7 protein-coding genes and 1 pseudogene are annotated in these 7,538 nt (G+C 57.6%); 2 read left to right on the forward strand and 6 right to left on the reverse strand.

The annotated features are described in order from the left end of the window. The first annotated feature begins 48 nt into the window (after window positions 1–48). Together copD and RN01_RS30625 are read left to right on the forward strand one after the other, a co-directional pair. A complete protein-coding gene (gene copD / locus RN01_RS30620; protein ID WP_029309028.1) occupies window positions 49–966 on the forward strand; it encodes a copper homeostasis membrane protein CopD in 918 nt (305 codons plus the stop codon). Window positions 967–1,037: 71 nt separating this feature from the next. After that, window positions 1,038–1,514: a plastocyanin/azurin family copper-binding protein gene (locus RN01_RS30625; protein ID WP_029309029.1), complete on the forward strand. Its 477-nt coding sequence runs from the start codon at window positions 1,038–1,040 to the stop codon at window positions 1,512–1,514. Window positions 1,515–1,611: 97 nt separating this feature from the next. On the opposite strand, the gene RN01_RS30630 is transcribed toward RN01_RS30625, so the two are convergent. The 6 genes and pseudogenes from RN01_RS30630 to RN01_RS34450 form a co-directional block, all read right to left on the reverse strand. Continuing rightward, a complete protein-coding gene (locus RN01_RS30630) occupies window positions 1,612–2,136 on the reverse strand; it encodes a cytochrome c (RefSeq protein ID WP_029309030.1) in 525 nt (174 codons plus the stop codon). Between the two features lie 43 nt (window positions 2,137–2,179). Then, window positions 2,180–2,593: a DUF411 domain-containing protein gene (locus tag RN01_RS30635; RefSeq protein WP_029309031.1), complete on the reverse strand. Its 414-nt coding sequence runs from the start codon at window positions 2,591–2,593 to the stop codon at window positions 2,180–2,182. A gap of 332 nt (window positions 2,594–2,925) precedes the next feature. Further along, window positions 2,926–3,162, reverse strand: coding sequence for a hypothetical protein (locus RN01_RS30640; RefSeq protein ID WP_029309032.1), 237 nt, complete (start codon window positions 3,160–3,162; stop codon window positions 2,926–2,928). Window positions 3,163–3,286: 124 nt separating this feature from the next. Further along, window positions 3,287–3,748, reverse strand: a complete 462-nt coding sequence (locus RN01_RS30645; protein ID WP_029309033.1) for a CzcE family metal-binding protein — start codon at window positions 3,746–3,748, stop codon at window positions 3,287–3,289. A 1,754-nt stretch (window positions 3,749–5,502) separates the two neighbouring features. Further along, on the reverse strand, window positions 5,503–6,570 hold the full coding sequence (locus tag RN01_RS30650) for a porin (protein WP_029309035.1): 1,068 nt from the start codon (window positions 6,568–6,570) through the stop codon (window positions 5,503–5,505). 209 nt (window positions 6,571–6,779) lie between these two features. Beyond that, window positions 6,780–7,538: pseudogene (locus tag RN01_RS34450) on the reverse strand (glycosyltransferase); the annotation flags it as partial.

Below are 7,538 nucleotides of genomic sequence, written 5' to 3' on the forward strand. Positions count from 1 at the left end.
ACCCATCCGATCAACGGCAATATCACCTTCACCGTCAAGTAAGCTGCAATGGACTGGGCAACTGTCGCAGTGCGTTTCGCACTCTATCTAGATCTCGCGGCGCTTTTTGGCCTTCCGCTGTTCGCCTTGTATGCATTGCGCCAGGATGAGCGGCGGTCATCGATCGGTGCCTCCTTTGCAACGATTTGCAAGGTGACCGCAACGTTCGGTATCGTCCTGTCATTCGTGAACATTGCAGTCATGGCGAAGGGCATGACGGGCGCCGCTTCGTACACCGAACTTCAAGGTCACATTTTCGAGATGATTGTGACCGGGACTGCGTTCGGTACGGCCTGGATTGTTCGTCTGGTTGCCCTGTTCCTGTGCCTGCTTTCCGCATTCTTCCTGCGCAATTGGCCGTTGTCTCAGTTCGGCACCATAGCAGGCGGCGCCGCGTTCGCGCTGGCAACGTTGGCGTGGGGAGGACACGGCGCGATGGACGATGCCGTAAAGGGCTATATCCACCTCGCATCAGACATCGCGCACCTTATCGCAGCAGGTGCATGGTTCGGTGCTCTGATCGCCTTCGTTGTGTTGTCTCGCACGGCCGCCACGCCCAACAAAGTGGCGCTACTAAGTCGAACGTCCAATGGATTCGCCCAGGTCGGCACGATGGTGGTCGCCACCCTGGTGATTACCGGTGTCGTCAACTACTGGATGATTATTGGGCTGCAGCTCCCGGAACTGAGCCTGACATCGTATGGCGGCCTGTTGCTATTCAAGCTTGCGCTCTTCGGCGTCATGCTGCTGCTCGCAGCGGCCAACCGTTTCCATCTCAGCCCGCAGCTTGAACACGCGGTTCGCACCGGCGATCACGTCGTCGCCGTACGCACGCTGCAACGCAGCTTAACGATCGAAACCGGTGCAGCAACGCTGATCCTTGTTCTGGTTGCGTCGCTCGGCATTCTTTCCCCCATGGGAATGTAAGACCCGTCCAGTCCAGAGGCTGAGTTGATCCGACTCAGCCCAGCCTTAACATCCCACCACCGAGGTTCGCCATGAAGACACTCGCGCTTTCCCTCATCGCCGTGGCCCTTGTACCGTTGCTGGCGACAGCCGCCCCGAGCAATGACAGCTCGGCCACTCGCAAACCGACTGCATCGGTCGCCGGACAACCTGGCGACAGTGCCAAGGTCACGCGTACGGTGGACGTCACGATGAACGACACCATGCGATTCTCACCGGATGCAATTCCGGTGAAAGCGGGTGAAACCATCCGGTTCCAGGTACGTAATGCCGGGAAAGTCGAGCACGAAATGGTGATCGGCACGGCGGCCGAACTGAAAGAGCATGCAAAAATGATGCGGGAGATGGCCGGCGAAAAGCACACCGCCCCGAACAAGCTCACGCTTGCACCGGGCGCACAGGGGACTCTCGTCTGGCGGTTTGACAAGGATGGGATCGTCGATTTCGCCTGTCTGGTGCCCGGCCACTTCGAAGCCGGTATGGTCGGCAAGGTCGTTGTGAACAAATAGCGGGTAGCTCGACTTACCACTCACTTGCCAACCAGACCGATGGCCTCCGCCCTGTGACGGCAGACAGGTGTGGAGGCCATCTTTCTAGCTCGACACGTTAGCGACCGATGTACTCGTTGGTCGCCTCGCGCTGGGCGGTTTGCACCTTCTCTGGCCAGGTGCTTTTGATGTAGGCCAGTACCGCGATGATGTCGTCGTCTGACATCGACGACTTGAAGGCCGGCATGTTGCTGACGTAATTGCTCGGTGCAGAGACGCCTGGCACCAATCCATTCTTTGTGAGCGAGAACAGTATCGCGTCCGCATGGTGCCAGGTATGGCCTGACGCGTCGTGCGGCGGGGCCGGCAGCCGCCCACTTGAAAGCCGATCGCGCCAGTTGGGCTGCCCTTCCATCTTGGCACCGTGACACGCAGCACATGCCTGCGCGTATAGCTGCCTACCTCGCTCCACCCTCTGCGAATCCGATGCGTCGATGCGCAATTCGCGCCCACTTCGTGCCCGATCGGGGATTGGCGGTGTCTCCAGATAGCGTTTGGTCTGCAGCGCGATGACCGTCGCGGCGACGGTACCTAACCCCAGGAGGCCGATGATCCTCCAGCGCGGCTTGTTTGATTCTTCCATGCAGCATTGTCTGGCGGCATTGGCGCCGCCAGCTCTGATTCCGTTAGTCTTGGGAGAAGGGCTTGCCCTGGAAATCCGCGGTGACCAGGTTGCCATTCAGCTTGCCCATGCCCGGCGAATTGGTCGGCATGCCGGGCACTGCAACACCCTTTACTGCGCGGTTGGCAATCAGTTTGTGGATCGCGGAGGGGGGCACGTGCCCCTCGATGACCTGCCCGCTAGTTTCCAACACGGCGGTGTGGCATGAACTGAATGACGCCGGTACGCCAAGCCGCGTCTTGACAGATGTCACATCCGTCGAGTTGATCACCCTGGTAGGGAAGCCGGCCTGATTGACATGCTTCACCCACTCTTCGCAACAACCGCAGTTGGGATCCTTGTATACCGTGATGGCAGGTGCCGCAGCATACGAAACGGTACTACTCGCCAGGATGACCGCGGCAAACAGGTATTTCATTGGAATTTTCCTTGTACTGAACTAACTCGAAACAACGCTCGGCGACAGATAACAGGCACGCGGACGTACGTGCGCAACTCAGCCGGCCGGCATTCAGTCGTCTCGCGGAACTCAACATGCGATACGCCCCATACCCCAGCCTTCGCGAGCATCCGGAGAACATCGCGCGCTTTGGCACGGGCATCAACCCAATCGAGGCTATTACCAAATCCTTGTAGTTTGCCTCTTCACGACCGGCGAGAACCCGCAAATGCACGACGCCCACGGACGGCACCGAGCTCCGTTCGGTGCGCCATGGGCGCGTGCCGGCCTCAGCCAGGGAACCGTGACGATCAAGCGCCGTCAGAAAACGTATCGCGGGTCCCGACGGAATGTCCGCCGTCGGTGAATGGATCACGCGTACCCGTCGAATGCGCCCCATCCGCAAACGGATCGCGCGCGCCCATCGTGTGGCCGCCGTCCGTGTAAGGAGCGCTCGGGGAAGTTACTCCGGCGTTCGCGACACCTGCCGCACCACCAAGCGTGGCGACAGCCAACACCAGAAGCACACTCTTCTTCAACGTTTTCATCGTTATCTCCAAGAAGTTGGGTTCAGCGAACCGCTGATATACAGCTTACGTGACGGTTGCCGACCCAAACCTGACTGGAACATGACAAAACAGACAGGTGCGCGCTGCTAGCGCAATAGCATTGTCAGCCGCCGGCGTAGAGTTCGCTCTGCTCGATGTAGACCCAGACGCGCTGTCCGTTATGGAGCTCTGGGAATAGTTCGTTGAGAGCGACTGCCTTGTTGCGGTCCAACTGGCCAAAAGCGAAAGTGATCTCGCGCGATCCATTCTTGAAGGTCACGGTCTCACCCGAATCGACATTCACATACTTCAGGCCTGGCGCAACCTCGACAACACGGGAAGTACTTCCCGCTGGCGCCTCGCTGCCGAACAGCAAAGCCTGCGGGCCGGGCTTGATAGCAGGCAATGAAGAGAGGCCCGCTCTGGCGCCATGATCATGATGTGCAGCGGCTTGAATCTGGGCTTGCTGCGCCCAGCCGTCACCGCCATTGGACTTTATCTTGTCAGCGCTCCATGCAGCGGACGTTGCAAGAAGTGCGGCTACGCCGAGCATGTGCCACGCGATGGTGGGCTTTCGGGATGTCATGACGTTCTCCTTTTGAGTTTCGGGTCCAACCCTTGCCATCGATGTTAGTCATCCGCCCCATACAAACACCTTACCCACCCGTTAAAACTCGGAAAGCTAGACGAATAGCGCAACCGATATCGCTAGTGTTGCGTTACCCTTGCCAGGCCGCCACCCACCACGTCAGCGTGCATCATCGCGATCCCACGTGCGTGACCTTGTCCCGAAGGACTAGAGGTACGAATGCCCATCGCAGGCTGAAGGACCAAGACCCCTTTTCGATGTTTCAGCATACTTATGGCTCGCTCCACCCCATATTCCCCGTCACCACCCTGCGCCCTCATCGAGTGGCTGCGGTCCCTACCCTCAGCCGTTAGCACTGAACTGCTCCAGGATGCTGTCTCCCCGATGGCATCGTACATTCCAGGTCTACTCGGAAGTTCTGGGTACCCTGACGTGGATGCGCTGTCGAACTGGCTGCGTAGCAGCGACGAAGAACTGCCCCTGGTCGCATGGTCCAAGGTAGTCGCCCTGAGAGCCCATCTGCAGTGCTTGCTTGCGGAGCGGAGCAAAGCCGAGTGGTGGGCGCACAGGCGTGAAGACCTCCAGCGATCTCTGGATCAATTCACGATCGGCAGCGAAGGCGGGAGTCCCGCGCGACTGCTTGCGGAACTCCGGTTCCCCCTGGCGTCGCTAGCCGCCGAGAGAAGAATCTGGGCGAATGCCATTCGTCAGTGGCACGGTCTATGCGCGACAGAGTTGTCCGACCCCACTCTCGTACAATGGGTGGACGCTGAAGACCGCCGCCGATTTTCCGCCCCTTGTCGCGGGGCCTGACCGACGACCACTCCAATGAAATCACCTTTGTCGGAATTCCCTTATCGCCGCAGTGGACAGTTGTAATGAGAGCGTCATCTGTTAGTTCGGCTGGTCGAACTAGACTGGCATTGTCGGATTGGAAGAGCGCATGGCGCTCCCCGACCCGTCGTGCTAGTTGCGTTCCGGCACACGCGCAGACGATCCTTTTCCAAGGGGTAAAGGATCCTATCGAATAGAATTCATAAGGAGGCAACCCATGAAACGTACCACTGCTGTCCTATTCGCTCTCACGGTTCCGTATACGGATGGTGCCAAGGCCGTAGACTACGATGTATACAGCGCCGGTGCAAAGATTGAACATCGCGTGGGACAAGGTGTGGCGTAAAAGTCAATCAAAGAATTCTGCAAAGAAAGCTCCTCGCAGCATTTGGCTTTTACGAACACGAGACAAGATATCGGCTCACCTCTCCAACGGCTCTGTTCGCTTTGCATCGGCTGGGCGATATCAACGAAATCCGCCGCTCCCCTGGCGGAACATTTAGCGGTTGCTCCTTTTGGCAACCGTTTTTTTTGTCGCGTTCGCGCGACGGAATTTTAGAGTATGGCTAAGCGGACGCAGACGCCCTGCAGAGCATCAGCGTTTTCCTCGATCGGTACCACGCGCCAGGAAAATGGATCGTTGGGCATCCGCTCGTCAAACTAGATGGCTGCGTTCGTTAGAAGGGCTTGGTGCAAGCAGCTGCGCAAAAGTCGCCCTGTTCCCCCCTCCAGGATTCTTGAGCTTGCATAACATTTTCGTCGCCCGGATTATCGATGGCGTTGCAGAGTTGCATTTTGAAATTTTCAAATATTATATTCACATATATTTATTCATGAATTTACAAAAAAAGCCACCAATTTGGTGGCCAAAAACTCTCTTGTTTTTAGCAAGGGAATGTCGATCTTGAAGGATTCGATTAGAACTTGTGGCGTACGCCGATGACCGCGCCAACCTGGTTCTTTCCCGGCGCAACACTGGTAGGCGCACCCGAAAGCGAATTGTAGCCGTTCAAGCCGAGCTGCGAGCCGTTCTCGTTCCTCGCGTAGGCAACGTTCATATAGACGTCCGTGCGTTTCGAGAAGGCATAGTCAGCCGACGCCACGAACATGAGCGGGTCGGCCCCGGAGTTACGTGTGTCCGTGTAATATGCGGCCCCCGTCAAGCTCAGCGCCTGCGTCAGGCTATAGCGCAGCCCAGCCCAGTACAGGTTTGCTCCGCTGCCAGCCAGCGTGCCGGCATTGCCGTTGAACCAACGATACCCGAGGAATGCCTTCGCGGGACCGAATGCATAGCTCGCGCCCACCAATGCGCGCCGGTCCTTTCGTTCGTCCGTTGCCACCGTAGAACCGCGGAACTCGTCATAGACTGCGCCAACCGCGAAGCCACCGGTCTCGTACATCAACGAGACGCCGATATTACGATCGACCTTGAAATTCCCGGGAATCTCGCCCCCGCCGGTCCGGCTGAAACTGTACAGGCCGCTGGCGGTGAGGCCACCAAACGTCCCACGATACTTGACCGCATTGTCGGCGCGACCAGCAATGATGTCATCGCTTCGGTACAGCGAATAGCGCGGCGCGAAACCCATGGGATCAAGTTGCAGGCCCACGTCGTAGATCGGCGTGGTTTGGCGACCCAACGTCACCAGACCATACTTGCTGCCCAGGCCGACCAGGGCAGCCCGGTCAAACAGTCGCGGGCTGCTGCTCAGCGCAGCGGTATCCAGCGAGAAGCCGCTCTCCAGCTCGAACACAGCCTTGAGACCACCGCCGAGATCTTCGCTGCCGCGCAGACCCCAACGCGACGTCGACATATTTCCGGAACTCATGCGGACCAGATTCGATCCATTGCTAGCGGAAGGTGCGTTGCTTAGGTACTCGATACCCGCATCCGCGACACCGTAAAGCGTCACATTGGATTGCGCGTACGCCGTGCCCGCAATCAAACTTGCTGTCGCAGCCACGACTCCACATCGAATTTTCATTTCACATTTCTCCTTCAAAGATATGTAATAAAGTGACATGGAGAATATGAGATTGAAGATTACGTACACCTTGCAACAAGATTACTTGAAAATTGTGGTTGTGAAATGACAACGATATCTTATCAATTCATCGTTTACCACTATTTTCCTATGCAAAGAGTTTTTAAATTTTACTACTACGCTCAAAGGCGACATCGCATTCCCATAATTTATTTTGATCCGCATCGACGCCATGCCAAGGGTATGCTGCGCGCATCGGGCGCGGAAGGATGATCCACGGGATCAGCACGCCGCCTGGCCCCCGCGGCAATCCCTGGAGCCCAGGTTGCATCCGCGACCCTTCCGAACGGGATCCCCTCCTTCGCCATTTCGGTTGCGGGGGTGTAGCCTGCAATGAGATAGAGCGGCCGACGCTTGGATTCATTGAACAAGCGGCCCAGATATTCACCAAGAATGCCCAGGAAGAAAAGCTGGAGTCCGCCAAGCATCAACACGACCGTCATCAGGGATGGGTAGCCCCTTACTGGATCACCGAACAGTAGCGTCTTGCCAATGGTGTAGAGCGCCATGCCAAATGCCGGGACAGCGACAAGCAAGCCGACCGACGTGGCGATCCGCAACGGAATCGTCGAGAACCCCGTGATGCCGTCGATGGCGAATCTCAACAGGCGGCGGTAATTGAATTTCGTTCTTCCCGAGGCACGTGCATCTCGATCGTAGAGGATAGACGTCTGGTGGAATCCAATCCACGAATACAGGCCTTTCATGAAGCGATTCTGCTCGCGGAGCTGGCCGATTGCCGCGACCGCGCGCTGGCTCATCAGGCGGAAATCGCCGGTGTCGGCGGGGATGTCGATGTCACTCAACTTGCCCATCAGGCGATAGAAGCAGTGGGCCGTGGCTTTCTTCAGGAAGGATTCGCCCTCCCGGGTCCGCCGGGTCGCGTAGACGACATCGAAACCTTGCTC

Source organism: Cupriavidus sp. SHE (assembly GCF_000812445.1).
GTDB classification, from domain to species: domain Bacteria; phylum Pseudomonadota; class Gammaproteobacteria; order Burkholderiales; family Burkholderiaceae; genus Cupriavidus; species Cupriavidus metallidurans.